Below are 24,596 nucleotides of genomic sequence, written 5' to 3' on the forward strand. Positions count from 1 at the left end.
AGGGCCCGCCGGGAGCCGCCTCCCGGCGGGCCCTCCCGGCGGTCGGGATCAGCGGGCGTTCGACGCCGGTGCGCTCGCCCGGCGGGGACCGCGCCGGCCGCGGGACGCGGCGCCGTCCTGCGCGCCGCCGCCCTTCTGGCCCGAGCCCCTCTGGCCGGACTTGGCCGAACCGAAGCTCCCGCCGGAGGTCCCACCCGTGGTCGAGCTCCACACGGGAGCGCTGCCGCCACGAGCCTCGTTCTTCCCCTGCTGGCCTCGGGGCTGCTGGCCCCGCGCCTGGGTGCTCCGGGTCTGCTGGCCCTGGGGCTGCTGACCGCGGGACCCGCGGCCGCGGCCCTGCTCGCCGCGCGCGGCCGGAACGTCGTTGCGGTGCGCCGAGCCGGCGGCGCCGCGACCGCCCCGGCGGGCGACGTCGTCGTGCGCGGCCTTCGACCCGGCGTTGGCGGTCCGGCCGTCCCCGCCCGCTCCGCGCCGCGAGCGCTTGCGCCGTGCGTTGGCCCCGTCCGAGGCTCCGCCGCCCTGCTGCGGCATCCTGGCGGCCACCGCGGCGGCACGCTCGGCCGGGTCGACGAGCGCGGCGCGCTCGCCCACCAGGGCCGCGACCTCCGGGGAGGAGGTCGTGACGGGAGTGAACTCCACCGCCACGCCGGCGTCGCGCATGAGCTTGCGCACGTCCTGCTTCTGCTCGGGCAGGGCGATGGTCACGACCGTGCCCTCCGAGCCGGCGCGGGCCGTGCGGCCCGAGCGGTGCAGGTACGCCTTGTGCTCGGCGGGCGGGTCCACGTGGACCACGAGCTCGACGTCGTCCACGTGGACGCCGCGCGCTGCCACGTCAGTCGCGACGAGGACGCGCACCTCGCCCGAGGAGAACTCCGCGAGGTTCCGGTCGCGGGCGTTCTGGGAGAGGTTGCCGTGGAGGTCGACGGCGGGGATGCCCGACTTGGTCAGCTGCTGGGCGAGGCGCTTCGCGTGGTGCTTGGTGCGCATGAAGAGGACCCGGCGGCCCTGTCCCGAGGCGAGCTCCTCGATGAGGTTCTTCTTGCTCGTCGCGTCCTGCGTGAGCAGGACGTGGTGCTCCATGGTGCTCACGGCGGCCTGCGGCGCGTCGACCGAGTGGGTGAGCGGGTCCAGGAGGTAGCGGGTGACGAGCTTGTCCACGCCGTTGTCCAGCGTCGCGGAGAAGAGCAGCCGCTGGCCGCCCTTCGGGGTCTGGTCGAGGAGCCGCTTGACCACGGGCAGGAACCCGAGGTCCGCCATGTGGTCGGCCTCGTCGAGGACGGTCACGTCGACCCCGGCGAGCGAGACGAGCTTCTGCCGGCCGAGGTCCTCGAGGCGGCCGGGGCACGCGATGACGATGTCGACGCCGGCGTTGAGGGCGCGCTCCTGGCGTGCCTGGGAGACGCCGCCGTAGATGACCGTCGTCACGAGGCCGGCAGCCCTGGCGAGCGGCTCGACCGTCGAGTTGATCTGGGTCGCGAGCTCGCGGGTCGGGGCGAGGACGAGGCCCTGCGGGCGCCGCGGCGTGCGGGAGATGGCCGCCCCCTGCGCGGCGAGGCGGGCGACGAGCGGGATCGCGAACGCGATCGTCTTCCCCGAGCCGGTCTGGCCGCGGCCGAGGACGTCCCGGCCCGCGAGGGTGTCCGGCAGAGTCTTGGTCTGGATGGGGAACGGCGTCTCGATGCCCTGCTCCGCGAGCACGCGGGTCAGGGCGGCGGGCACGCCGAGGGATGCAAAGGTGATGTCAGACATGGCTGTACAGAGTCTCCATGGTCGGAACGTCCCGCGGGCCCAAAGCGAGTTCGCGGGGTCGCCGAGGAAATGAGACCGGCACCACGCCTTCCCGGGTCGCGGCGGCCTCGAGGGGACTCGGCCGCTGGCTCCATGCAGGAAGGGGGCTGGAAACGCGTTCTTCGACGCAGGCGCAGTCAACGCGCCTCATCCAGTCTACCAGCGCAGCGCTCGGCGTCTGCCCCCGCGCCTGCCGGTAGCCTTTAACGACCATGAGCGAGAACCCCGACTCCCCCGCCGCGCCGACCGCCGGCAACCCCGTCACGCCCGGCAGCCAGGCCTCCTTCGGCACCTACCGGCGGCAGCCCGTGAGCTTCGTGCGCCGCGGCACCAGGCTGCAGGGCCGGCGGCAGGCGGCATGGGACCAGCATGCCGACGCCTTCGTCGTCGACGTCCCCCGGCACGTCGCGGACACCTCGGTGCACCCGGACTACGTGTTCGACGCGGCGGCGGAGTTCGGGCGTGAGGCGCCGCTCGTCGTCGAGATCGGCTCGGGGCTGGGCGAGGCTGTGGTCGCCGCCGCCGAGGCCAACCCGGAGAGGGACTTCCTCGCCGTCGAGGTCTACCGGCCCGGCCTCGCGAACACCCTCCTGCGCATCGCCCAGCGCGGACTCACGAACGTGCGCGTGGCCCAGGCGAACGCTCCCGAGGTCCTCGGCTCGATGCTCCCCGCGGGCTCCGTTGCCGAGCTCTGGGTCTTCTTCCCCGACCCGTGGCACAAGGCCAAGCACCACAAGCGGCGCATGGTGAAGGACTCCTTCGCCGAGCTCGCCGCGAGGGCCCTCGCTCCGGGCGGCCTGTGGCGGCTCGCGACCGACTGGTCCTCCTATGCGCAGCAGATGCGCGACGTCGTCGCCGCCTCGCCGGACTTCCGCAACGCGCACGACGGCGAGCGCTCGGGTCCCGCGAGCCCGCTCACCGCCGCGTGGGCCTCCGGGGTCGACTGCGAGGCCACGGGCGAGTCCGACGAGGTGGGTGGCTGGGCGCCGCGCTTCGAGGGCCGGGTGCTGACGAGCTTCGAGAACAAGGCCCTGACCGCGGGGCGCGTGATCTTCGACCTCACGGCCGAGCGCATTTAGCCATACATCTGATATATCTAGGGTGTGGGAACTGCCAATACAGCAGGCCGCACGCTGGCCGAGCATGCGTACGTGGAGCTGCGCGAACGCATCATCGACATGCGCCTTCCCCCCGGATCCGCTCTCGACGAGGACGCGCTCATGCGCGAGCTCGGCGTGGGCCGCACCCCCATGCGCGAGGCGGTCAAGCGGCTGGAGTCGGACCGCATGCTCACGGTCTACCCGCGCCGCGGGACCATCATCTCCGAGGTGAACATCAAGGACCTGCGGGCCATCTCCGATGCGCGCCGGGTGCTCGAGGCCTTCGCCGCGCGCAAGGCGGCCGAGCACGTGACCGACGACGACCGCGCAGTCCTGCGTGCGTGCCTCGACGAGCTCTCCCGCGACGGCGCCGCATCCAACCAGGACTCGATGGACCTCGACGAGCGGATCCATCACGCCATCTACGCCACGATGCGCAACTCGTACGTCGAGGCCACGCTCATCCAGTACTTCAGCCTCTCGCAGCGCATGTGGAACTTCGTCCTGGCGGGCCTCGCCCCCATCACGGGCAACGTGCACGAGCACGCCGGGCTGCTCAAGGCGATCATCGACGGCGACCCCGCCCGCGCAGCCGCACTCGCGGAGGAGCACGTGACGCACTTCGAGGACCTCGTCCGCGCGGCCCTGTAGACCGGCCGGCGTCAGGCCGGTTTCAGGCCGCCGCGCCCGGGGCTGCTAGCCCGTCCACGGCGTGCGGTCCACCTGCACCGCGACGACGTAGAGGTGCTGGCCCTGCTCGATCTTCTCCACCTCGATGACACGCACCTGGCTCTGTCCGGCCGCCCCGGCACGGCCCACGCCCACGCCGTAGGTCACGTAGCCCTCGAAGTCGCCGGCACCGGCGTAGCTGGCGATGGCCGGGTAGCCGACGGCGCCGGGCGGGGCGGAGACGATCGTGCTCGCCGTGCCGTCCTCGGTGTGCGCCTGTGCGGGGTTGAAGCGGACGCGCAGGACTGCGGCCGTCCCGGGCATCGGGATGGTGGCGCCGCTGCCGTCCTGCACGAGTGCGGGCACGTACTCGACGGTGTAGCCGGGGAACGCGCCCTTGAAGCGGAAGCTGATCTGGTCGTAGGGCCGGCTCTCCCCGGTCGGATGGGCCCCGACGCCGATGCTGTAGAGGTACGGCAGGCCGGGCTCGGGCGGCTGGGCGATCGGCGGGTGCACCTCGTGCGCGATGCTCCACGGCGACCCCGTCTCGGGGACGCCCCAGTCCTGCCGCACGACGGAGGAGATCACGCGGTCGCCGTTCTGCGGCGGCGCCGTCTCGTCGGTGTCTGGGGAGGGTGTTGCGGACGACGGCGAACTGGTCGCCGTCGCGCTCTGGCTCGCCGTCGCCGTCTGGGTCGCCGCCCCGCTGGTCGAGGCAGTCCCGGACTGTCCGCCCGAGGGCTGGCCAACGCAGCCTGCCAGCAGGACGCAGGCCACCGCCGCGGCTGCTGCGACGGGCTTCGCCATCCTCGTGCCCATAGTCCCCACGGTGGGCGCGTCCCTGCTGGTTTCCCAGAGGCTTTTGGCCCCCGCATGGCACGCGCCCCGCCGGACAAGCATCCGACGGGGCGTGTGGCCGCTGTGGAGGTCAGGCGCGGATCTTCGCCATCTCCGGGTCCACGAGCGGTTCGGCCTGGACCGTCGCGGCGATCCGCGTGCCGAAGTACTCGATCTCCACCGCGTCCCCGACCTCGACCCCACCGGGCAGCCAGGCGTAGGCCACCGGCTTGCGGACCGTGTGGCCGAACGCCGCGCTCGTCACGTAGCCGGCGAGGGCCCCGTCGACGTAGACGGGCTCCTTGCCGAGGACCATGGACGCGCCGTCGTCGACCGTGAGGCAGCGGAGGCGACGCGCCGGCGCCGCGTCAGCGGCGGCGGACGCGGCGGCCTCGAAGGCCGCCTTGCCGACGAAGTCGCCCTTGGCAGGGCGGACGGCGAACTCGAGGCCTGCCTCGATCGGGCTGTGCTCGGTGGTCATGTCCCCGCCCCACGAGCGGTACCCCTTCTCGAGGCGCAGGCTGTTGAAGGCGCTGCGGCCTGCGGCGATGACCCCGAGCTTCTCGCCGGCGCCCCACAGGGCGTCCCAGAGCTTCTGGCCGTACTCGGCAGAGGTGTAGATCTCCCAGCCGAGCTCGCCCACGTAGGAGAGGCGCATGACGCGGACGGGGATGCCCGCGATCGTCGTCGAGACCGCGCGGAAGTACTTGAGGCCGTTGTTGGTCAGGTCCGCCGGGGTGAGCGGCTGGACGAGGTCGCGGGCCCGCGGGCCCCACACGCCGACGCAGCACGTTCCGCCGGTCGTGTCGCGGACCTGGACCCACTCGGCCGGGGACGCGGCCGTCTGGTCCGCGGCCTCGCGGGTGAGGTAGTCGAGGTCCTGGCCGCCGTTGGCGCCGACCTGGAACAGGTCCTCGGAGATGCGGGCCACGGTCAGGTCGGAGCGGATCCCGCCGGCTTCGGTGAGCATGAGCGTGTAGGTCACCGACCCGATGCTCTTGTCGATCTGGCCGGTGGTGAGCCGCTGGAGGAGCCGGAGGGCGCCAGGGCCGAAGACCTCGAGCCGCTTGAGCGCCGTCATGTCGTACATGGCCACGTTCGTGCGCGTCGCGTGGGCCTCGGCGGCGGCGATGGGCGAGTCGAACTGGGCGGACCACTCGTCGCGTGCCGGGGCCTGCCACTCGGCCGGGAGGGTGTCGAGCAGCGCGCGGTTTGCCTCGTACCACTGCGGGCGCTCCCACCCGGCGGCCTCGAGGAAGAACCCGCCGAGCTCGCGCTGGCGCGCATGGAACGGCGAGACGCGCAGCCCCCGGGGCGACTGGCGCGGCTCGAGCGGGTGCTTGATGTCGTAGACCTCGACGAAGCTCTGCTTGGAGGTCTCCAGGACGTACTCGTCCGTCAGCTGGATCTCCTCGAACCGCGCGACGTCGAGCTCATGGATGTCGGTGCTGGACTGGCCGTCGACGAGGAGCTCGGCCACGGCCTTCGCGACGCCGGCCGAATGGGTCACCCACACGGCCTCGGCGATGAAGAAGCCGCGCACCTCGGGGGACTCGCCCACGAGCGAGCCGCCGTCCGGGGTGAAGGAGAAGATCCCGTTGAAGGCATCCGCGATCCCAGTGCCCTCGACGCCGGGCAGGAGCTGCTTGGTGGCCTTGAACGCCCGCTCGAAGTCCTCGGGGGTGAACTCGAGCCGGGACGGCATCGAGTGCTCGCCCATCTCCTTCCCGTCCACGGCCGGGAGCTCGTCGTAGCCGACGGCGATCGGGCGGTGGTCGTAGGAGCCGATGCCGACGGACTCGCCGTGCTGGCGGAAGTACAGGCCGGCGTCCTGGTGGCGCAGGATCGGCAGCATCGCGCTGTTGCCGGTGCCGAGGACGTGGCTGCCGCCGAGCGCAACGCCGTCGGCCTGCTCGGCGAGCTCGCGCACCGGGGTCGTCCTGATGTACTGGTGCGCCATGGGCACGAGCGGGACGCGCATGCCGACGAGCTCCCCGAGTGCGGGTCCCCAGAACCCCGCGGCGGAGATCACGATGTCGGCGGGGACCACGTCGTCGCCCGTCCGCACGCCGGTGACTCGGCCACCCGACCGCTCGACGCCGGTGACCTCCACGCCGCCGACGAACTTCGCGCCGCGCTCCTGGGCCCGTTCGCGCAGGAGTTCGACGGCGAGCAGCGACGAGGCGAGCCCGTCGCCGGGCAGGTGCAGGCCGCCCAGGACGATGCTCTCGTCGATGAGCGGGTGGAGGGCCTTGGCCTCGGCCGGGTCCACGAGCCGGGCCTCGACGCCCCACGCGGTCGCCCAGCCGTGGCGCCGCTTGAGCTCGGCGAGTCGGCGCTCGCTCGTGGCGATCTCGAGGCCGCCGACCCGGTTGAAGGCCGAGAAGCCCGGCCGCGTGAGGGACGCGAGCTTGCGCCCGGTGTAGGCGGCGAACTCGGTCATGGTCTTGGACGAGTTGGTCTGGAAGACCAGGCCCGGGGCGTGGGAGGTCGAGCCGCCGGTCATCGGGATCGGCCCCTTGTCGAGGACCGTGATGTCCGTCCAGCCCCGCGACGTGAGCTCGTCGGCGAGGTTGGCGCCGACGATGCCGGCTCCGATGATGACAACGCGTGGTGAAGGCATAGTGGGCTCCTTGGAGTTCGTGGAAGATCAGGGGGTCAGGGGAAGACGATGGTGCGGTGGCCGCTGAGGAGCACCCGCTTCTCGGCGTGCCAGCGCACGGCGCGGGCGAGGGCGAGCGTCTCGGCGTCGCGGCCCACGGTGGCGAGGTCCTGCGGGGCGAGCCGGTGGTCCACCCGGATGACCTCCTGCTCGATAATCGGCCCCTCGTCGAGGTCTGCGGTCACGTAGTGGGCGGTGGCGCCGATGTGCTTGACGCCGCGGGCGTGCGCCTGGTGGTAGGGCTTGGCGCCCTTGAAGCCGGGCAGGAACGAGTGGTGGATGTTGATGGCCCGTCCGGCGAGCTTCCGGCAGAGGCCGTCGGAGAGGACCTGCATGTAGCGGGCCAGGACCACCAGGTCCGCGCGGTAGGCGTCAACGACCTCCAGCAGTTCGGCCTCTGCCTGCGGCTTGGTCCCGGCCGTGACGGGAATGTGGACGAACGGCAGGCCCGCCGCCTCGGCCATGGGGCGGAGGTCGGGGTGGTTGGAGACGACGGCGACGAGCTCCGCCGCGAGGTTCCCCGCCTTCCACCGGTAGATGAGGTCGTGGAGGCAGTGGTCGAGCTTGGACACCATCACGAGGACACGCGGCGGCGCTGCCGGGTGGAACGTGTAGTCCATGCCGAAGTGCGCGGCCGTCTCCGCGAACTCGGCGGCGAGGGCCTCGGCGTCGACCGTCCCCTCCGACCCGAAGGCGGTGCGCAGGTAGAGCGTGCCCTCCACGCGGTCGTCGAACTGCTGGTGCTCGGTGATGTCGAAGCCCCGCTCGACGAGGAAGCGGGACACGGCGTGGACGATCCCGGTGCGCTGCGGGCAGGCGAGCGTGAGCACCGCGGAATGGGCGGAGACGGGTGAGGGCGCGGCCGCGGCGGGGACCGGGCGGGTGAGGGTCGGCGTTGCAGTCATGGTCGATCCTTCGGGTCATCCGAACTGTTCATACAACTGATATATAACAGACGGTAGTGGGAGGGATCACAGCCGGTCAAGGGGGTGTCGGGAAGGACTTCGGCGAGCCTCAGCTGACGGCAGCGCTGGCTACCGTGCGCTGCGTCTCGTCGCGGATCTCGATGGTGCGGATGGACGCGAGCTGGAACGACGTGGCGCCGGTGAGCACGGCTCGGCCCTGGTATCCGGCGGAACTCCAGCTGCCCGCCTGCTGGGACGCGCCGTCCGCCGCCACGACCCACACGCTGAACGCACCGGCCTCGGGCATGCCCCGGCACGTCAGGTCCAGCTGCGTACCCCAGGCCTTCCGCACCAGCGCGAGGTCCACACGAGCGCCGTCGTCACTCGTGAGGGTGAGGGTCGCCGCCGGCGCCGTGGTCGCGGACGGGCTCGGCACGGGCTGCGCCGCAGGCCCAGGCCCGTTGCCGACCGCGGGCCCGAGGGCGACCCCCGCCGCGAAGAAGCCTGCCGCGGCGGCCGCGAGGGCACCGCCCCACGCAAGGGTCCGCGCACGACGCCGCCGGGCCACTCGGGCGAGCAGCGCACCCGGCGCGGCGGCCGGCTCGGGCGCGCGGCCGCCGTCGTGCGCTAGCGCCTCGGCGCGCTCCACGGGGACCGCATCGAGCAGTGCGGGGAGGGTCTCGAGGGAGGCGAGCTCGGCGCGGCAGGCCGGGCACCCGGCGAGGTGCGCCTCAACGTCCCGGGCCTCGCCGGCTTCGAGGGCGCCCAGGACGTAGGCCCCGAGGGACATGCGCAGGTCGTCGTGGCTGGGGTTCACCTCTCCACCCCCATCTCGTCGAGCGCGGCGCGGAGCGCCTTGAGCGCGTAGAAGCACCGGGACTTGACCGTCCCGGTGGGGACACCGAGCTCGCGGGCCGCCTCCGCGACGCTCAGGCGGCGGTAGTGCACGGCGACGAGGGCCTGCCGGTGGTCCGGGGTGAGCCGCGCGAGCGCCTCCTCCATCACCACCCGGTCGAGGAGCTCGTCGAAGCGCTCCCCGCCGGCCGCGGCGAAGCCTCCCTCGTCGTCGAGCGGCGCCACCGTGCGGGGTCGGCGGCCGGCGAGCCGATGCTGGTCGACGATGAGGTTGCGGACCGTCCTGTACAGGTACGGCCGCAGCCCCTGGGTCCCGTCCGGGGCGTGCCGCCACACTCGGATGATGGCCTCCTGGACGATCTCCTCCGCCTCCTCGCTGCCCACGGCGCCGCGAGCGAACCGGCGCAGCGCCGCCGCGTGGTCGCGGTACAGCGCCGCGACGGCGTCCTCGTCCATGGGCATCGCGACCTCCTCGCCGGTTCACACGACGCAGGACCCGGATCGGTTCAACCGCTCCTGGGAAAGGACGGAAATCCTCCGGGATGTGAACCATTGTCCGCCCGGCGACGTATGACTGGCAGCGGCGGAGCGCCGCGTCGAAGGAGAGGCGGAACCATGAACAAGCGAGCAGCACTGGTCCTGGCAGCGTTCACCGCGGCGTCCTCGCTGGCCCTTGCCGGCTGCGGCGGCGGAAGCGGCGGAGGCACCTCCGGCTCGTCGTCCCCGGCGTCCTCCTCGGGCGCGTCGAGCTCGGCGGCCTCGAGCTCGGCGGCGGGCGGAGGCGACGCCTACGGTTCGGGCGGGTCGTCGTCGTCCGGGTCATCGTCGGGGTCATCGTCGGCCCAGGCCGGCGGCGAGGTCGAGCTCAAGACCGCCACCGTGGGCGGGCAGAAGATCATCGTCGACGAGAAGGGGATGACGGTCTACTACTACACGCGGGACAATAAGGGCGCGACGGTGAGCGCGTGCACGGGCGGCTGCATCACGCTCTGGCCGCCGGTCATCTCGTCCGAGTCGCCGAAGCTTGACGGCGTCACGGCTACAGTCGGCAGCATCAAGACGCCTGACGGCAAGAACCAGGTGACCCTGAACGGCATGCCCATCTACTACTACCAGAAGGACACCGGGCCCGGGCAGGTCAACGGCCAGGCCGTGGCAGGCGTCTGGTACGTGGTCGGGGCCGACGGGACGATGATCACCTCGGCGCTGAAGTAGCGCAGCGGGAAGACCGATGGCAGCAGGGCCGTGGGTGCTGGCCGCGTGCCGGGCCCGGGAGTAGGCTGGGGTCCCCCGGACGGTACTAGGAGGAACCAACCATGAGTGGCTTCCGCACGTACACGGAAGAAGAGAAGCACAGCTTCGTTGCACCAGCCTGCGAGCTGTGCGGGCAGCACCGCCATATCGTGTGGCAGCAGGACGGCGACAACTGGGTTCCCCGCGACAAGGGCTGCTCGAACGAGGCCTGCCCGCAGTACGCGGGTTAGCCGCAGCGGAAGGACGCAGCCACACGCCGGAACCACGCACCCGCACGCCAGGGCCTCACAGGTCCTGATCGTGCGGGTGCACGCTGTCCAGCCTCAGCGCGTCGGCTGCTCCTCGCGGCCTGCGCCAGCACCCCCGTCGAGGGGCTGGCCGCTGTCCTCGCCGAGGTCCCAGTCGTCACCGTCGTCGAGCTCCTCGAACTCGACCGCGGCGAGGATCTTCCCGTCGGCCACGTCGATCATGAACGCCTCGTCGCCTTCCTCGACCATCGCGTACTCGCCATGGTCGGTGGTGAAGCGCCAGGCGAGGGTCTTGATGCCGTGGTGGAGGTAGTTCGGGTCGCCCATCGTGATGGCCACCAGCTCGTGGCCCGCCACGTCGCACAGCTCGCGGATCACGATCTCGAAGTCGGGAAGGTCCTCCAGGTCGTCCTGGGCCGCCGCGCGGCGCTCCTCGAGGTCCTCGATGAGGCCCACCCGGCGCGCGATCTCGTCCTCGATCGCGTCGTCGTCCAGGACGAGGAGGCCCTCCTGGCCCCGCAGCCACGCGGCATTGAGCGCCACGATGTCCTCATCCTCGAGGACCTTCTCGAACCGGTCGTCGAGCTCCTCAAGGGACCGCACGGCGTCGGAGGCGTCGTCGTCGCCGTCCAGGTACGCCTCGGCGTCCTCCTCCGAGAGGGCCTCGAAGGCGGCCGTGAACGCCTCGAAGAGCTCGGCGTGCCGGGCGGCGCCCATCTCGCGCAGGCCGTCGCGGACCAGGCCGTCGACTCCGCGGCGGTCGCCCGAGCTGAAGATGTACTGGGCGAAGCCACCGTCGAGCAGCTGGGTCAGGTAGAAGTCGACATAGTAGCTGCGCAGAGCGGTGGTGGCGATCTCCCGCTCGTCGAGCAGCTCCTCGTACATGGCATTGACGACGTCGACGTTGGCGTCCACGACGGCTTCGTCTCCGGCCTGGATGGCCTCGGCCGGGAGGACGACGGGGTGCTGGCTGGCGCTCATGCGGGGCTCCTCGCTCTGACGGTCACTCACGCCTCGAACGTACGACGGCGCGCGGCGCAGGGACCGCACTGGAGCGGGATCTGCGGGTGAACGTTGGGCGAACCTTGGGCGAGGACTACTTGTGGTGGGGCCGCCACAGGACGATCGCCTGGGACGGCGGCTGCGGGCGCTGCCCGCGGGCCAGGGTGACCACGTCGCCCGCGATGCCCGCGGCGAAGACCCGCCGCGGGTCGGGGCCGCGGCGCTGGGCGTCTGCGAGATCGGCCTGGAGTTCGGCGACGCGCGACTGGAGCGCGGCGACCTGGTTCTCGAGCTCGAGGATGCGCTTGATCCCCTCGAGGGACACGCCGTCCTTGGACAGGCGCTGCACCTCGCGGAGCATCTCGACGTCGCGCTGGGAGTACCGGCGCTGGCGGCCCGGCTGCCGCGACGGCGAGACGAGCCCCAGACGGTCGTACTGCCGGAGGGTCTGGGGGTGCATCTCGGCCAGCTCCGCCGCCACGGAGATCACGAAGATCGGCGCGTACGGGTCGATGGCCATGGCCTAGAGCCTCGCTTTCTCCGCAAGGTGGGCGCGCGGGTCGGACTGGCCGTTCTTGGCGGTCGCCTCAGCGAAGGCCCGCACGGCCTCCTCGGCTTCCTTCGAGAGGTTCTGGGGCACGACGACGTCGATGGTCACCAGCAGGTCGCCTGCGCCCTTGGAGGTCTTGACGCCCTTGCCCTTGAGGCGCAGCGTGCGCCCGGAGCTGGTCCCGGCGGGGACCTTCATCTTCACGGTCGGGCCGTCGACGGTGGGCACGTCGATCTGGGCACCCAGGACGGCCTCGTCGAACGTGACGGGGACGTGGATGCGCAGGTTGTCGCCCTCGCGGGCGAAGAAGGGGTGAGGCGTGACGTGGACGGTCACCATGAGGTCCCCGGCGCCGCCGGAACCCGGGGCGCCCTTGCCGCGGACGCGGACCTTCTGCCCGTCTCGGATGCCCGCGGGGATCCGGACGTCGATGACCTCGCCGCTGGGCTCGCGCAGGCCGATGGTGGTGCCGCGGATGGATCCGGCGAAGGAGATCGTCGTCGTCGCCTCACGGTCCGCGCCGCGCTGGGGCGGGGCCTGGAAGCCCCCTCCCCCGCCGAAGCCGCCGCCGAACAGGTCTGCGAACTCGGGCGGGATGTTGCCGGTCGAGAAGCCGCGCGAGTGCCGTCCGGTGCCGCCGCCGAAGAGGCCGCCGAAGAGGTCCTCGAACCCGGCCGACCCGGCGCCGCCGGCACCGCCTGGCGCGAAGCGCGCACCGCCCATCGCCCGGATGGCGTCGTACTGCTGGCGTTCTTCCGGATCGGAGAGGACGTGATGCGCCTCGGTGATGTCCTTGAACTTCTTCTCGGCCTCGAGGTCCCCGGCGTTGGTGTCCGGGTGGTACTTCCGAGCGAGCTTGCGGTAGGCCTTCTTGATGTCCGCCGCGGAGGCGTCCTTGGGCACGCCCAGAATGGCGTAGAAGTCCTTGTCCACCCAGTCCTGACTGGCCAAGTTCGCTCCTTAGTTCGAGTAGTGCTTCAAGTTTCCTACGGTTTCGGGTACAGATGACTCCGCGAACCGCCCTTTCGGGTACGCGGACCGGATGGCCCGCGTACCCGAAAGGGCGTGGACGCGCATCATCTGTACCCGAAACGGGGGCGGGTCAGACCCGCGGCTCAGCCCTGCGGCGTCGCCACGATCACCTGGGCCGCCCGGAGGACCCGCGCCTTGGTGCGGTAGCCGGTGCGGAGCACCTGCTGGACCGTGTCGACGTCGATGCCCTCGCCCGGCTGCTGGATGAGCGCCTCGTGGACGTTCGGGTCGAACTCCACGCCGGCGGCGTCGATGCGCTCGAGGCCCTGGCTTGCGAGCACCGACTCGAGCTTCGCCGCGATGGAGGCGAACGGCCCGTCGGTCAGGTCGCCGTGGGCGCGTGCGGCGTCGATGTCGTCCAGGACCGGCAGGAGGGAGTTGAGGACGCCCATGACGGCGACCTCGCCCGCCACTGCCCGGTCGCGGTCCACGCGGCGCCGGTAGTTGACGTACTCCGCCTGGAGCCGGAGCAGGTCGTTGCGCAGCTCGGCGATGACGGCGTCGTGCGCGGCGACCTCCTCGCCGGCCGCTGCCTCGCTGAGGATCTGCTCCGCCTGGGCCAGCGCGTCGCCGGAGTCGTGGGCCTCGTCCACCGGACGGAGGTCCTCGTGGTCGGGGTGCTCCGCGGCGCCGTCCTGCTCGGGGTGCCGCGCCTGGCCGGTCACCGGGTCCACCTTCCGGTTGTCCCGGATGACCGGCTCAGGACGCTCGCCGGTCCCCTCGGAGTCGCGCGCGTGCTCGTGCTCGTTCTGGTTTCCGTGGGGGGCCATGGCTACTTCTTCTCGTCCTCGTCCACGATCTCGGCGTCGACGATGTCCTCGTCGGCACCCGCCTTGCTGCCGGCGTCGTGCGTTCCGGCCTGCGCGCCGTCGCCCGCCGCCGCGCCGGACTGGGCCTGCGAGTAGATGGCCTCGCCGAGCTTGGTCTGGGACTGCTGGAGCTTCTCGAACGCGGTCTTCACAGCGTCGTCGTCCGTGCCCTCAAGCGCCTTCTTGAGGGAGTCGACGTCGGCCTTGACCTCCGTCTTGACCTCCTCGGGCAGCTTGTCCGAGTTGTCCGCGATGAGCTTGTCCACGGAGTACGCGAGCTGCTCGGCGGAGTTGCGCGTGTCGGCGGCCTCGCGGCGCTTCTTGTCCTCGGCGGCGTGGGCCTCGGCGTCGGCGACCATGCGCTCGATGTCGTCCTTGGACAGCGCGGTGCCGCCCGAGATGGTCATCGACTGCTCCTTGCCCGTGCCCTTGTCCTTGGCGGACACGTGCACGATGCCGTTGGCGTCGATGTCGAAGGTGACCTCGATCTGGGGGACGCCGCGGGGGGCGGGGGCGATGCCCGTGAGCTCGAAGGTGCCCAGCGGCTTGTTGTCGCGGGTGAACTCGCGCTCGCCCTGGAAGACCTGGATGGACACGGAGGGCTGGTTGTCGTCCGCGGTCGTGAAGGTCTCGGAACGCTTGGTCGGGATGGCTGTGTTGCGCTCGATGAGCTTGGTCATCACGCCGCCCTTGGTCTCGATGCCGAGGGAGAGCGGGGTGACGTCGATGAGGAGGACGTCCTTGCGCTCGCCCTTGAGGACACCGGCCTGCAGGGCGGCACCCACGGCCACGACCTCGTCCGGGTTCACGCCCTTGTTCGGCTCCTTGCCGCCCGTGAGCTCCTTGACGAGATCGGAGACGGCGGGCATGCGGGTCGAGCCGCCGACGAGGACCACGTGGTCGATGTCGGAGACCTTGATGCCGGCCTCGGAGATCACGTCGTGGAACGGCTTCTTGGTGCGCTCGAGCAGGTCCTTGGTGAGGTCCTGGAACTTCGCGCGGGAGAGGGACTCGTCGAGGTGGACCGGGCCGTCGGGGGTGACGGAGAGGTACTGGAGCGAGATGTTGGTGCTCGTCGAGGACGAGAGCTCCTTCTTGGCCTGCTCGGCGGCCTCGCGGAGGCGCTGGAGGGCGATCTTGTCCTTGGAGAGGTCGATGCCCTTGACCTTGAGCTGGCCGAGGAGGTACTCGACGACCCGCTGGTCCCAGTCGTCGCCGCCGAGGCGGTTGTCTCCGGCAGTGGCGCGGACCTGGATGGTCGAGAAGCCGTCCTCGTCCTTGCCGACCTCGAGGAGGGAGACGTCGAACGTGCCGCCGCCGAGGTCGAAGACGAGGATGAGCTCGTCCTCCTTGCCCTTGTCGAGGCCGTACGCGAGCGCGGCCGCGGTGGGCTCGTTGATGATGCGCAGGACGTTCATGCCCGCGATCTCGCCGGCCTCCTTGGTGGCCTGGCGCTCGGCGTCGTTGAAGTAGGCCGGGACGGTGATGACCGCGTCGGTGACCTTCTCGCCCAGGTACGACTCGGCGTCGTTCTTGAGCTTCATGAGGATGCGCGCGGAGATCTCCTGCGGCGTGTACTTCTTGTCGTCGATGTTGATCGACCAGTCGGTGCCCATATGGCGCTTGACCGAGGCGATGGTGCGGTCGATGTTGTTGACGGCCTGGCGCTTGGCGATCTCGCCGACGAGGACCTCGCCCGTCTTGGAGAACGCGACGACGGACGGCGTGGTGCGGCCGCCCTCGGCGTTGGCGATGACCGTCGGCTCACCGCCCTCGAGGACGGACACGACGGAGTTGGTGGTGCCGAGGTCGATGCCTACTGCACGGGACATAGGTTCCTCCTGCTGATGCTGATCGGACTGCACTCGCCCAGCCTGGATCAAGTTGAGCGATCTACACTCAAGTCTACGCGGGCAGCCTCACGTGTCAAATGAAGTTGAGTCGACCAGACTCAAGTCCGCGGTAGGCGTACGGGGCGGGGCGCCCGCGCACGACGCCGCCGCGCGGCTACCGCCGCCCGCTCACCTCGGTCCCGGCGTGGCGCGGGAGGAACGCGCTGTCCGCCACCGAGAGCAGCATGATCACGGCGATGGCGGCGAAGGCGACCCGGTACGGTGCCGCGGGGTCGGCGGCAGCCGCCCCCGCGACGTCGCCCATCGCCTGCGCGGCGAAGCGGATCAGCAGCGCGCCGACCGCGACCCCGAGCGCGTGGGCGAGCTGGACCAGGGTGTTCGAGATGGCGTTGGCGCTGGGCATCCGGTCCGGCGCCACGTCGGCGTACTGGACCGTCATGTAGGCCGAGAAGCCGATGGAGCGGAACACGCCCGAGGCCACGAGGACCGCGAACAGGAGGGCGTCGGGCCATGCGGGGGTCGCGAGGGCGCACAGGGCGAAGGTCACTGCGGACGCAGCGGCCGCCCCGACCAGCACGGGCTTGAAGCCTAGGCGGCGGATGAGCGGCGTCGTGGCCGGCTTGATCCCGATGTTCCCCACGAACACGGCCGCGACCATGAAGCCGGCCCGGACCGGGTCCCATCCGAACCCGTCCTGCAGCATGAGCGGGAGCATGAACGGGACGGAGGAGATCGTGAGCCGGTAGGCGAAGCCGCCGGTCTGCGTGGCCCTGAAGGTGCGCACTCCGAGGACCGAGAAGTCGAACAGGGGCGAGTCGGCGCGCCGCATCCACGCGACGGCCGCGGCCAGCGCCGCGATGCCCGCCGCGAGCGCGGCGCCGCCCCAGAGAAGCTCCCCCGCGTGCCCGAGCAGCTCGAGGCCGACGACGACGGCCGCGACGCCCGCCGTCGTGAACGCGAGGCCGGGCCAGTCGAGCCGGCGGGAGGGATCGCCGCCGCCCCGGGGGACGAGGCGCAGGGCGGCCACCAGTGCGGCAGCGCCGAGGGGGAGGTTGACGAGGAAGATCCAGTGCCACGAGAGGTACTGCGTCAGGGCGCCCCCGACCAGCGGCGCGAGGACCGGTGCGAGGAGGCCAGGCCACACGAGGAACGCGGTGGCCTTGAGCAGCTCGTCCTTGGGCGTGCCGCGCAGCACCACGAGCGTCCCGACGGGGACCATCATGGCCCCGCCGAACCCCTGGACCGCGCGGAAGGCCGTGAGCGCCCCCAGCGTGGGGCTCAGGGCGCAGGCGAGGGAGGCGAGCGTGAAGACCGCGATCGCCGCGGAGAAGACGCGGCGGGGGCCGAAGCGCTCCGCGAGCCAGGCGCTGAATGGGATCCCCATCGCCACGGTGACAAGGTAGGAGGTCATCGCGACGTTCACGTCCGCCGGCGCGACCCCGAATTCGTTGCCGATGGCGGGCATCGCGGTCGCCAGCGCCGTTCCGTCGAGGAACTCCATGAAGAACGTGGCCGCGACGAGGAGGGCCAGTCGGGGGTTCCATGCGGTCGCAGGCGGGGCGGCGGGGGTCACCGTCACAGCCTAGCGAGGCGCCTCACCGCCGGCCGGTGCCGTCCACGTTTCGGTCCGGCCGCCCGGGGCGCGGGTCGACGGGCTCCGCGCGGGTCAGTAGGCGGGGTAGAACGCGGCGCTGTTGAGGGCTTCGCTGCTGCCGGTGGTGAGGGCGAGCGCGATCACGCCGGCGGTGAAGAGCACGCTGATCGCGAGCCAGATGGCGCTGAACTTGACCAGGGTGCGGATCTCGGCGCGGCTCACGGAGGCCTTGTCCTCGCGCACCGCCTGGATCTGCTGCCCGATCCGGGCCAGCGGGCTCGGGTGGACCGGGAGGAGGGAGTTCGAGGCGCAGTCGATGGAGCCGTCGTGGAGGGTGGCGACCATGCGGTTCGCGCGGCGGTCCAGGCGCAGGCTCGAGATGTTGCTGCCGTGGCGGGCGAGGAGGATGTCCTCGCCGAGGTGCATGCGTCCGCCCCGGCGGCGGAGGCGGCGGGTGTGGTTGTTCGAACTCTCGACCAGGGACATTCGGCGCTCCTCTCAGACGCGGGGGCACCGTTGCCCGAGCAGTCGTATATGATTCGCCTTCAACGGTACCGGGAGGGCGAGTCCATCCCCCGCGAAAACCGGCCTTTCGTAGCGAACTTCACACCCTCTTGTAACGTGGTGCCATGAGCGGCCCGGACAGCACCTCGCGCACCCCTGACGACGTCTACACCCACGGCCACCATGAGAGCGTCGTGAAGGCGCATGCCTCCCGCACCGCGGAGAACTCGGCAGCGTTCCTCATCCCGCACCTCACGCCTGGGCTCAGGGTGCTCGACGTCGGGTGCGGGCCCGGGAGCATCACGTGCGACTTCGCGCTCCTCGTCGCCCCCGGCGAGGTGGTCGGGCTGGACCGCTCCGAGGACATCGTCGCCCAGGCGAGGGCGCTCGCCGAGGAGCGCGGCGTTGGGAACACCTCCTTCACCGCGGGGAACGTGTACGACCTCGACCTGGAGGACGAGTCGTTCGACGTCGTCCACGCGCACCAGGTGCTCCAGCACCTCACGGACCCCGTCGCCGCGCTGCGTGAGATGCGGCGCGTGGCCAAGCCCGGCGGGATGGTCGCGGTGCGCGACGCCGACTTCCACGGGATGAGCTGGTACCCGGAGATCGAAGAACTCGACGAGTGGATGGAGCTGTACCAGCGGATCGCGCGGCGCAACGGCGCCGAGCCCGACGCCGGGCGGCGGCTCGTGAGCTGGATGCAGGAGGCGGGGTTCACCGACGTGGCACCGTCGAGCAGCAACTGGCTCTACGCGACGCCCCAGCAGCGGGCGTGGCAGGCACGCGTGTGGAGCGAGAGGGTGCTCCACTCGGCGTTCGCGGAGCAGGCCCTCGAGTACGGGTTCGCCGACCAGGCAGACCTCGAGCGCATCGCATCCGGCTGGCACCGCTGGGGCTCGTCCTCCGACGGCTGGTTCCTCATCCCCAATGGGGAGGTCGTCGCCCGAGCGTAGCCCTCGCGCGGTCCGGACCACCGCGCGGCGGCCCTACGCTTGTAGGGTGCCGATTTCCCTCTGGGGCGCCCTCGTAGGCGCCTGCCTGCTGATCAGCTTCACGCCCGGTGCGGGTGCCATCAACACCATGAGCAACTCGCTCAATTCCGGGTTCCGCCGCTCCATCTGGGGCGTCCTCGGGCAGCAGGCGGCCCTCATCGTGCACCTGGCGATCGTGGCGGCCGGGCTCGGCGTCATCGTGGCCAGCTCGCCGCTGGCGTTCAACGTGATCCGGTACCTCGGGGCCGCGTACCTCGTGTACCTCGGCGTGCGGCAGTTCTTCAGCAGGCCCGACACCTCCCAGGAGGCGGCCGCCGCGCTCGCCAACGAGCCGGCATGGTCGATGTTCCAGCGCGGGCTCTGGGTCAACCTGCTCAATCCGAAGGCGATCGTCTTCTTCCTCGCGTTCATCCCCGGGTTCGTGCGGCCCGACCTCCCGATGTGGAGCCAGTACCTCGTCATCGGGATCACGATCGTGATCGTGGACATCCTGGTCATGTGGTTCTTCTTCGCGCTCGCGGCCAAGAGCTTCCAGCGGTTCACGCGGAGCGAGCACGGCCAGACCGTCCTCAACCGCGTGTTCGGGGTCCTCTTCGTCGGCGTCGGCGCGCTCCTCGCGCTCGTGTGATGCCCAGCGCTGCGGCAGGATTCCGTCCGACCCCCTCGTCGACCCTATGCTTGGTGACATGAACCCGACGGCGAGCCCCTACCGGATCATCACGGTCTGCACCGGGAACATCTGCCGTTCTCCCATGGCCGAGTTCATGCTCACCGACGCCCTGCGCGCAGCAGGCCTCGGCGAGGTCGCCGTCGTCGACTCCGCGGGCACCACGAACTACGAGGTGGGGCGTCCCATCGACCCCCGCGCGGCGCGCGTCCTCGACGGCCACGGCCTCCGCGCCGCCGTGCATGTCGCCCGGCAGTTCGAGCGCGCATGGTTCATCGAGCGCGAGCTCATCCTCGCCCTCGACGTCGACCACTACGGCCACCTCCGCCAGAGCGCCCCGGCTGGCACCGAGGACAAGATCCGGATGCTCCGCGCGTTCGACCCCGAGGTGGCCCAACTCGACCACCTCGACCAGGGCATCGAAGACCCCTGGTTCGGGGACCAGAGCGACTTCGAGCTCACCTGGAAACTCATTGCGGCGGCCGTCCCGGGCATCGTCGCCCATGTGCGGGGCGAGCTCGCGTTCCGGGACCAGCAGCTCGCCGGCGCCTGAGCACGTGCCCTCCGCGCACCACGGCCCGGCGCGCACCCCGGCCGTCATCGCCGTCGACGGCCGCTCCGGCGCCGGGAAGACCTCCCTCGCCGTAGAACTGGCCGCGGCGCTCCGCACCCACCGCACGGTGGCGCTCGTGCACCTCGAGGACGTCTACCCCGGCTGGGACGGCCTTGCGGCCGGGATCGAGCGCTGCGCAGCCGGGATCCTGGCGCCGCTGAGGCGCGGCGAGGCCGCCAGATGGCGCGCGTGGGACTGGGCTGCCGGCATCGACGGCGAGGAGCGGGTCACCGAGCCGGCCGACGTCGTCGTGCTCGAGGGGGTGGGCGCGGGCGCGGCACGGCTCCGCGCGTTCTGCGACGCGGTTGTGTGGGTCGAGGCCGAGGCCGCGGAGCGCAAGCGCCGCGCGCTCGAGCGCGACGGCGAGACGTACGCCCCGCACTGGGACCGCTGGGCGGCGCAGGAGGACGTGTGGCTCGCGGACGACGACGTGCGCGCGGCTGCCGCGGTCGTCGTCGGGAGCGCTGGGGGCACCCCCGACCGGCCCGAAGGGTCCACCGAGCAGGTCCTGGCCGCCCTGACCGAGCTGCCGGCCCTCCGCGACCTGCTGGCACCGGAGCGCTCCGAGCGGGAGTCCGCGGGCGTCGTCGTGCGCCGGGTGCCGGCCAGGCCCGATGCCGAGCGGCTCTTCGCGGAGCTCTTCGGGGACTCGGAGCACGCGGTCTGGCTCGACGCCTCTGACGCCGAAGTCACCCCGTCTGACGCCGAAGTCACCCCCACTGGCGCCGAGATCACCCCGTCTGACGCCGACGTCACCCCGTCTGACGCCGAAGTCACCCCGTCCGGGCGTCACGCCCGCCCGCGCAGCCGCTTCAGCATCATGGCCGACGACGGCGGTCAGCTCGGCCGCCGCATGGCCCACCGGCGTGGAACCAACGAAGTGGTGTTCGGCCCCGCGACGCCCACGCCCGTCACGGCCACCTTCCCCAGCCCGTTCTTCCGCTGGCTCGACACCGCGTGGGGCCACGCGACCGCGCCGGCCGTGCCGGATCTCGATTGCGGCTTCGCGCTGGGCTGGCTCGGCTACCTCGGCTACGAACTCAAACGCGAGTGCGGGGGCACCGACGTCGACGCAGGCCTCCCCGATGCCCAGCTCCTCTTCGCGGCGCGGGCCGTAGTCCTTGACCACGCGAACGGGGAAGTCTGGGTCCTGGCCCTCGAGTCCTCCGATGCGGGCTCGTGGATCGACAGAGCATCGGCCGCCATTGACGCCGGCACCGACGGGGTGACCTCGGCACCACACGGGGTGACCTCGGCGCCACACGGGGTGACCTCGACACCACACCAGGTGACCTCGGCGCCGGTGTTCGCGGCGCGGGACTCCGCCGCGGCCTACATGGCGAAGGTCAGCGCCGCCCAGGCCGAGATCGCCGAGGGCAACACCTACGAGGTCTGCCTCACCACCACTCTGGAAGCCACGCTCCCAGGAGGCGGCGGCACCCCCGGCGGCCAGACCGCCGTCGTGCCCCTCGACACGTACCGCGCGCTCCGGCGCCGCAGCCCGGCCCCGTTCGCGGCCTTCGCGCGGTTCGGCGGCCTCAGCATCGCGAGCACGTCTCCGGAACGCTTCCTGGCCCTCGCGGCCGACGGCGCCCTCCGCGCCGAGCCGATCAAGGGCACCCGACGCCGCCGGCCGGGTGCGAGCGCGGAGGAAGACGCCGGCGTCGTGCGCGAGCTCGCCGCAAACCCGAAGGACCGCGCGGAGAACCTCATGATCGTCGACCTGCTGCGCAACGACCTGAGCCACCACGCCGTGCCGGGGTCGGTGGGGGTGTCGCGGCTGTTCGCGGTGGAGTCGTACGCGACGGTGCACCAGCTCGTCAGCACGATCGACGCACGCCTGCGGCCCGGCGCCTCGCGGGCGGAGGCGGTCGCAGCCGCCTTCCCGCCCGGTTCGATGACGGGCGCGCCGAAGATCAGCACGATGGAGATCCTCGACCGCCTCGAAGCCGGGCCACGCGGCGTGTACTCGGGCGCGATCGGCTACTTCTCCCGCACGGGCGCCGCGGACCTGTCCGTGGTGATCCGCACCCTCGTCATGGAGCACACCGATGCGCGAGCCGCGCACGACGGCGCCACGCGCCTCACGCTCGGGGTGGGCGGCGCCGTCGTGGCAGACTCCGACCCGGCCGACGAGTACGAGGAGATCCGCACAAAGGCCTTCGCGGTCCTGGACACCCTCGGCTCGGTGTTCCCGGCCTCCTGAGCGCTGCGGCGCGGATGCCTACTGCAGCGTCGCGGTGAGCCGGGCGACGTTGTCGATGTAGCGCCTCAGAAGCGGCCGGCTGCGCCATGCATCGAGGTCCAGCGGCTTGCTGATCTCGCGGTACATGTCCTCGACCTCGCGCATCTGCGCCACGATCTCCTCCCCGGGGAGCATGAGCGAGACCTCGAGGTTGAGCGAGAACGAGCGCATGTCCATGTTGGAGGACCCGAGGACCGCCACGGCGCTGTCCACCGTGAAGTGCTTCGCGTGCAGCACGTACGGCTTGGGGTACCGGTAGATCTTCACGCCCGCCGTCAGGAGCTGCTCGTAGTAGGACTGCTGGGCGTGGTGGACGAGGAACTGGTCCCCCTGCTCGGAGACGAACAGCTCGACGTCGACCCCGCGCTGCGCCGCCGTCGTCACCGCGTACAGGAGCGAGTCGTCGGGGACGAAGTACGGGCTGCAGATCGAGAGCCGGTGCTGCGCGGAGTAGATGAGCGTGTTGAACAGGCGCAGGTTGTTCTCGTTGGCGAACGCGGGGCCGCTGGGGACCACCTGCGCCGGTGAGTCGCCGCGCGGGTGGGCGGCCTCGAGCTGGTCCTCGAGCAGGTCGTCGGTCTCCGAGAGCCAGTCCGTGGCGAAGACGACGTTCAGCGTGGTGACCGCCGGGCCCTCCAACCGGGACATGAGCTCGACCCACTTGCGGCCCACCCTCCTGTGCCGCGGGTTCCGGTACGAGCGCTCGACGACGTTGAGCGAGCCGGTGAAGGCGACATCCCCGTCCACGACCAGGATCTTGCGGTGGTTGCGGAGGTCGATCCGGCGCCACTGGCCCAGCAGCGGCAGGAGCGGGAGCATGCGCCGCCACTGGATCCTGGACGCCTTGAGCCGCCGCTTGAGGTCCCGGTAGCCGTGGATGCGGAGCGTGCCGAGGTGGTCGAAGAGGACCCGGACCTCGACCCCGCGGTCGGCGGCCTCCTTCAGGGCGGTGAAGAGCTCGTCGGTGACGTCGTCCCAGCTCATGATGTAGAACTCGGCGTTGACGAAGCGCTTGGCGTTCCGCACCGCCTCGGCCATCTCGGCGAGGGCGTCCTCGTAGCCGGGGATGAGCCGGACGGTGTTGCCGTTGACCATGGGCAGCGAGCCGAGGTGGCGGTTGAGCGCGGCCGCCGAGTGCAGCCATTCGGGGCCCGGGAAGGTGGTGTCGACGTCGTGCGACGCCGCGAGCGCGGCCCGCACCCGGGCGCTCACCTCCTGCTGCTGCTCCCGGCGGCGCCGCGAGAGGCGGAAGTTCCCGAAGAGCAGGAACAGCACGAGGCCCAGGGTGGGGATGAAGAAGATCGCCAGGAGCCACGCCATGGCGGTCGTGGGCCGGCGGTTGCCGGGGATGATGCCGAGCACCACGACCCGGATGACCAGGTCGAGGACGCCGAGCGCGAAGGTGAGCCAGTCGGGCAGGAGCCCAATCAGAGGCAGCTGCAGGAGCATGGGCCCAGCCTACGGTGCGCCTAAGCTGTCCCCATGACCTCCACCGTGCTGACGTTCCTCGATCCAGCGTTTCCCGACGGGCGCGTGGAGGACGCCACGAAGCCGCAGCTGTTCGCGACCGACCTCGGGGCCACCCGCGGCGACGGCGTGTTCGAGACGCTGCTCGTGATGGACGGCCACGTCCGCAAGCTCCCCGCGCACCTGCGCCGGCTCGCGTCCAGCGCCCGGCTGCTCGAGCTCGACGTGCCGGACCACGAGGCCTGGGAGCGGGCCATCATGACGGCCCTGGACGAGTACCAGCGGACCGTGGCCCCCCTGCAGGAGGTGGTCGTGAAGCTCGTGGCGACGCGCGGCGTCGAGGGCGCCCATGCGCCCACCTGCTGGGTCGCGGCCTCGGCCCCGGCGCCGGCGGCGAAGCGGCAGCGCGAGGAGGGCATCGACGTCCTGCTCCTGGACCGCGGCTACGACTCCGACGTGGCCGAACGCGCGCCCTGGCTCCTCCTCGGGGCGAAGACGCTCTCCTACGCGGTGAACATGGCGGCGCTGCGCTACGCACACGCGCACGGTGCCGACGACGTCATCTTCACCTCCGAGGACGGCAAGGTGCTTGAGGGTCCGACGTCCACGGTCCTCATCGCGCACGCCGAGAAGGACGACGCCGGCCGCGCCACCCTCCGCCGACTGGTCACCCCACAGCTCGATTCGGGGATCCTCCCGGGAACGTCGCAGGGGGCGCTCTTCGCGGCGGCCAAGGAGGCCGGGTGGGAGCTCGGCTACGGGCCGCTCGAGCCGGACGACCTGTTCGACGCCGACGCCGTCTGGCTCATCTCCTCGGTTCGGCTCCTGACACCTGTGAACCACGTCGACGGGAAGCCGATCGGATCGGACCCCGAGCTCGCCAAGGCGCTGACCGCCGAACTCGCGGGGCTCTTCGACGCGATCGCGTAGCGCCGGGCTCCTTCGGG

Annotated in this window: 23 protein-coding genes; 9 read left to right on the top strand and 14 right to left on the bottom strand. The window is 71.5% G+C overall.

Annotated features, from left to right (window positions below; genetic code table 11):
* Positions 1-48 precede the first annotated feature (48 nt).
* The gene (locus tag CGQ25_RS13510) at positions 49-1,749 is read right to left on the bottom strand and encodes a DEAD/DEAH box helicase (RefSeq protein WP_208710387.1); all 1,701 of its coding nucleotides are present in this window, start codon (positions 1,747-1,749) and stop codon (positions 49-51) included.
* A 251-nt stretch (positions 1,750-2,000) separates the two neighbouring features.
* Between CGQ25_RS13510 and trmB the strand changes: the two genes are divergently transcribed.
* The gene (trmB, locus tag CGQ25_RS13515; RefSeq protein WP_208710388.1) at positions 2,001-2,867 is read left to right on the top strand and encodes a tRNA (guanosine(46)-N7)-methyltransferase TrmB; all 867 of its coding nucleotides are present in this window, start codon (positions 2,001-2,003) and stop codon (positions 2,865-2,867) included.
* Between the two features lie 24 nt (positions 2,868-2,891).
* Positions 2,892-3,539 carry a GntR family transcriptional regulator gene (locus CGQ25_RS13520; RefSeq protein ID WP_255405318.1) on the top strand — a complete coding sequence of 216 codons (648 nt, stop codon included), beginning with the start codon at positions 2,892-2,894 and terminating at the stop codon, positions 3,537-3,539.
* A gap of 45 nt (positions 3,540-3,584) precedes the next feature.
* Here the strand turns inward: CGQ25_RS13520 and CGQ25_RS13525 are convergent, their stop codons facing one another.
* The 5 genes from CGQ25_RS13525 to CGQ25_RS13545 form a co-directional block, all read right to left on the bottom strand.
* A complete protein-coding gene (locus tag CGQ25_RS13525) occupies positions 3,585-4,376 on the bottom strand; it encodes a hypothetical protein (protein WP_222703653.1) in 792 nt (263 codons plus the stop codon).
* A gap of 109 nt (positions 4,377-4,485) precedes the next feature.
* Positions 4,486-7,017 carry an FAD-dependent oxidoreductase gene (locus CGQ25_RS13530; protein WP_208710390.1) on the bottom strand — a complete coding sequence of 844 codons (2,532 nt, stop codon included), beginning with the start codon at positions 7,015-7,017 and terminating at the stop codon, positions 4,486-4,488.
* A gap of 35 nt (positions 7,018-7,052) precedes the next feature.
* Positions 7,053-7,961: a formyltetrahydrofolate deformylase gene (gene purU / locus CGQ25_RS13535; protein ID WP_208710391.1), complete on the bottom strand. Its 909-nt coding sequence runs from the start codon at positions 7,959-7,961 to the stop codon at positions 7,053-7,055.
* Between the two features lie 109 nt (positions 7,962-8,070).
* Entirely contained in the window at positions 8,071-8,778 is a 708-nt protein-coding gene (locus CGQ25_RS13540; RefSeq protein ID WP_208710392.1) for an anti-sigma factor, read from the bottom strand.
* Positions 8,775-9,278, bottom strand: a complete 504-nt coding sequence (locus CGQ25_RS13545) for a sigma-70 family RNA polymerase sigma factor (protein ID WP_208710393.1) — start codon at positions 9,276-9,278, stop codon at positions 8,775-8,777. The genes CGQ25_RS13540 and CGQ25_RS13545 overlap by 4 nt, the downstream gene beginning before the upstream one ends.
* A gap of 153 nt (positions 9,279-9,431) precedes the next feature.
* On the opposite strand from CGQ25_RS13545, the gene CGQ25_RS13550 reads away from it, so the two are divergent.
* Positions 9,432-10,031 (top strand): hypothetical protein, encoded by a 600-nt coding sequence (locus CGQ25_RS13550; RefSeq protein WP_208710394.1) that lies wholly within the window; start codon positions 9,432-9,434, stop codon positions 10,029-10,031.
* Positions 10,032-10,132: 101 nt separating this feature from the next.
* Positions 10,133-10,300, top strand: a complete 168-nt coding sequence (locus tag CGQ25_RS13555; protein ID WP_208710395.1) for a hypothetical protein — start codon at positions 10,133-10,135, stop codon at positions 10,298-10,300.
* A gap of 93 nt (positions 10,301-10,393) precedes the next feature.
* Here CGQ25_RS13555 and CGQ25_RS13560 read toward each other — a convergent pair whose 3' ends face one another.
* The 7 genes from CGQ25_RS13560 to CGQ25_RS13590 form a co-directional block, all read right to left on the bottom strand.
* Complete coding sequence (locus CGQ25_RS13560; RefSeq protein WP_255405319.1) at positions 10,394-11,299, bottom strand: DMP19 family protein; 906 nt, start codon at positions 11,297-11,299, stop codon at positions 10,394-10,396.
* Between the two features lie 115 nt (positions 11,300-11,414).
* Positions 11,415-11,840 (bottom strand): heat shock protein transcriptional repressor HspR, encoded by a 426-nt coding sequence (locus CGQ25_RS13565; protein ID WP_208710396.1) that lies wholly within the window; start codon positions 11,838-11,840, stop codon positions 11,415-11,417.
* A 3-nt stretch (positions 11,841-11,843) separates the two neighbouring features.
* Entirely contained in the window at positions 11,844-12,821 is a 978-nt protein-coding gene (locus tag CGQ25_RS13570; protein ID WP_208710397.1) for a DnaJ C-terminal domain-containing protein, read from the bottom strand.
* 164 nt (positions 12,822-12,985) lie between these two features.
* Entirely contained in the window at positions 12,986-13,672 is a 687-nt protein-coding gene (locus CGQ25_RS13575; protein WP_208710398.1) for a nucleotide exchange factor GrpE, read from the bottom strand.
* Between the two features lie 2 nt (positions 13,673-13,674).
* On the bottom strand, positions 13,675-15,543 hold the full coding sequence (dnaK, locus tag CGQ25_RS13580; protein ID WP_208710399.1) for a molecular chaperone DnaK: 1,869 nt from the start codon (positions 15,541-15,543) through the stop codon (positions 13,675-13,677).
* 175 nt (positions 15,544-15,718) lie between these two features.
* Complete coding sequence (locus tag CGQ25_RS13585) at positions 15,719-17,137, bottom strand: MFS transporter (protein ID WP_255405321.1); 1,419 nt, start codon at positions 17,135-17,137, stop codon at positions 15,719-15,721.
* Between the two features lie 93 nt (positions 17,138-17,230).
* The gene (locus tag CGQ25_RS13590; RefSeq protein ID WP_208710400.1) at positions 17,231-17,644 is read right to left on the bottom strand and encodes a hypothetical protein; all 414 of its coding nucleotides are present in this window, start codon (positions 17,642-17,644) and stop codon (positions 17,231-17,233) included.
* A gap of 143 nt (positions 17,645-17,787) precedes the next feature.
* Here CGQ25_RS13590 and CGQ25_RS13595 point away from each other — a divergent pair, with 143 nt between their 5' ends.
* From CGQ25_RS13595 to CGQ25_RS13610, 4 genes are read left to right on the top strand one after another with little or no spacing between them, the layout of a single operon-like run.
* Positions 17,788-18,618, top strand: coding sequence for a methyltransferase domain-containing protein (locus tag CGQ25_RS13595; protein WP_208710401.1), 831 nt, complete (start codon positions 17,788-17,790; stop codon positions 18,616-18,618).
* Positions 18,619-18,664: 46 nt separating this feature from the next.
* On the top strand, positions 18,665-19,285 hold the full coding sequence (locus CGQ25_RS13600) for a LysE family transporter (RefSeq protein WP_208710402.1): 621 nt from the start codon (positions 18,665-18,667) through the stop codon (positions 19,283-19,285).
* A gap of 58 nt (positions 19,286-19,343) precedes the next feature.
* Complete coding sequence (locus tag CGQ25_RS13605; protein ID WP_208710403.1) at positions 19,344-19,877, top strand: low molecular weight protein-tyrosine-phosphatase; 534 nt, start codon at positions 19,344-19,346, stop codon at positions 19,875-19,877.
* Positions 19,828-22,143 (top strand): chorismate-binding protein, encoded by a 2,316-nt coding sequence (locus tag CGQ25_RS13610; RefSeq protein ID WP_208710404.1) that lies wholly within the window; start codon positions 19,828-19,830, stop codon positions 22,141-22,143. Before CGQ25_RS13605 ends, CGQ25_RS13610 begins: the two co-directional genes overlap by 50 nt.
* A gap of 18 nt (positions 22,144-22,161) precedes the next feature.
* On the opposite strand, the gene cls is transcribed toward CGQ25_RS13610, so the two are convergent.
* Positions 22,162-23,631 (bottom strand): cardiolipin synthase, encoded by a 1,470-nt coding sequence (gene cls / locus CGQ25_RS13615; protein ID WP_208710405.1) that lies wholly within the window; start codon positions 23,629-23,631, stop codon positions 22,162-22,164.
* A 33-nt stretch (positions 23,632-23,664) separates the two neighbouring features.
* Between cls and CGQ25_RS13620 the strand changes: the two genes are divergently transcribed.
* The gene (locus CGQ25_RS13620) at positions 23,665-24,579 is read left to right on the top strand and encodes an aminodeoxychorismate lyase (RefSeq protein ID WP_208710406.1); all 915 of its coding nucleotides are present in this window, start codon (positions 23,665-23,667) and stop codon (positions 24,577-24,579) included.
* Positions 24,580-24,596 lie beyond the last annotated feature (17 nt).

It is taken from the genome of Sinomonas sp. R1AF57, from assembly GCF_002224485.1.
GTDB lineage: Bacteria > Actinomycetota > Actinomycetes > Actinomycetales > Micrococcaceae > Sinomonas > Sinomonas flava.

Excerpts from the sequence above, each read along its gene's own strand:
- purU (WP_208710391.1), bottom strand. The coding sequence starts at position 7,961 with ATGACTGCAACGCCGACCCTCACCCGCCCGGTCCCCGCCGCGGCCGCG.
- CGQ25_RS13560 (WP_255405319.1), bottom strand. The coding sequence starts at position 11,299 with ATGAGCGCCAGCCAGCACCCCGTCGTCCTCCCGGCCGAGGCCATCCAG.
- cls (WP_208710405.1), bottom strand. The coding sequence starts at position 23,631 with ATGCTCCTGCAGCTGCCTCTGATTGGGCTCCTGCCCGACTGGCTCACC.
- CGQ25_RS13605 (WP_208710403.1), top strand. The coding sequence starts at position 19,344 with ATGAACCCGACGGCGAGCCCCTACCGGATCATCACGGTCTGCACCGGG.
- CGQ25_RS13565 (WP_208710396.1), bottom strand. The coding sequence starts at position 11,840 with ATGGCCATCGACCCGTACGCGCCGATCTTCGTGATCTCCGTGGCGGCG.
- CGQ25_RS13590 (WP_208710400.1), bottom strand. The coding sequence starts at position 17,644 with ATGTCCCTGGTCGAGAGTTCGAACAACCACACCCGCCGCCTCCGCCGC.
- CGQ25_RS13595 (WP_208710401.1), top strand. The coding sequence starts at position 17,788 with ATGAGCGGCCCGGACAGCACCTCGCGCACCCCTGACGACGTCTACACC.
- CGQ25_RS13545 (WP_208710393.1), bottom strand. The coding sequence starts at position 9,278 with ATGCCCATGGACGAGGACGCCGTCGCGGCGCTGTACCGCGACCACGCG.
- trmB (WP_208710388.1), top strand. The coding sequence starts at position 2,001 with ATGAGCGAGAACCCCGACTCCCCCGCCGCGCCGACCGCCGGCAACCCC.
- CGQ25_RS13620 (WP_208710406.1), top strand. The coding sequence starts at position 23,665 with ATGACCTCCACCGTGCTGACGTTCCTCGATCCAGCGTTTCCCGACGGG.
- dnaK (WP_208710399.1), bottom strand. The coding sequence starts at position 15,543 with ATGTCCCGTGCAGTAGGCATCGACCTCGGCACCACCAACTCCGTCGTG.
- CGQ25_RS13525 (WP_222703653.1), bottom strand. The coding sequence starts at position 4,376 with ATGGGCACGAGGATGGCGAAGCCCGTCGCAGCAGCCGCGGCGGTGGCC.
- CGQ25_RS13550 (WP_208710394.1), top strand. The coding sequence starts at position 9,432 with ATGAACAAGCGAGCAGCACTGGTCCTGGCAGCGTTCACCGCGGCGTCC.
- CGQ25_RS13510 (WP_208710387.1), bottom strand. The coding sequence starts at position 1,749 with ATGTCTGACATCACCTTTGCATCCCTCGGCGTGCCCGCCGCCCTGACC.
- CGQ25_RS13530 (WP_208710390.1), bottom strand. The coding sequence starts at position 7,017 with ATGCCTTCACCACGCGTTGTCATCATCGGAGCCGGCATCGTCGGCGCC.
- CGQ25_RS13610 (WP_208710404.1), top strand. The coding sequence starts at position 19,828 with ATGTGCGGGGCGAGCTCGCGTTCCGGGACCAGCAGCTCGCCGGCGCCT.
- CGQ25_RS13555 (WP_208710395.1), top strand. The coding sequence starts at position 10,133 with ATGAGTGGCTTCCGCACGTACACGGAAGAAGAGAAGCACAGCTTCGTT.
- CGQ25_RS13575 (WP_208710398.1), bottom strand. The coding sequence starts at position 13,672 with ATGGCCCCCCACGGAAACCAGAACGAGCACGAGCACGCGCGCGACTCC.